Raw genomic sequence first — 899 nt, forward strand, 5'->3', positions numbered from 1 at the left:
TAAATCCCAGTTGGCATCAAGTGAATAGATACCTTCCACTTCTATGATATGGCTTTCTTCATCTTTGTAATCCACATCGCGATTGAGTTGGTCGAAGTCCACCAAGTAGGTGTAGCGCGACAACAAATTCAAACGATCGTTGTAAATTGGGCGATACGCCAATCCAGCGGTCGACTCAATAAAACGAGCCAACATTTTGTCGCTTGATTTGCTTTCTGAGCGTGAGTAATTGAACTTACCGAATAAGGTGTACTCTTCCGTCAGGTGATGGGTGTAACGGTTGGTCGTCACCCATTGGTCGATGCGTTTTTTGTCTGGGTCAGCAGAGTCATCTGTCTTATCGACACGATATTCCACTTTGTTCTTGAACAACACATCATCGACATCAATCGAGGTGCTTACACTCACCGCTTGGCGCTCGGTGGTGATGTTTTGATCATCCTCGATTTCGCCTTTCTGATAGCCGATACCCATGTCGATGTCGTCGTTCATGTCGTAGCCAAAGCCAAACGAGTCAATACGACCTTTGCCGTTGTTCTCATCCACAAATTGGTTTTCTTGGTAGAAATCGACCGTTGAAGTCAGATCTGCACGTTGGCCGACAATCACGTTGTTTTTGCCTTCGTAGCTGTCATCGACATAGGTTAAGTAAGTGCTGTAGTCTTCCGTCACATCATAAGTCACGCTGGCTTCAGCCGCATCGCCACGATCGCCCGTGGTGTATTCTGCGCCAACGACGAAGTCTTCTAAAATACGCGTTTCACCACCAATAGTGACGCTGTCGTTCTCATCGTACTCATCTGTTTTTCCAACGGTTTTTTGCCCTTTGATGTAAACATTGTTGTCGCTATCCCAAATGTAATCGGCACGCAGGCCCGCTAAGGTGCCTTTGCCTTTTT

The 899-nt window shown here is 46.5% G+C and carries 1 pseudogene; it reads right to left on the bottom strand.

Going from position 1 to position 899, the window contains the following annotated elements:
* Positions 1-899: pseudogene (locus R7044_RS24580) on the bottom strand (hypothetical protein); the annotation flags it as partial.

Source organism: Vibrio sp. 1402 (assembly GCF_033340275.1).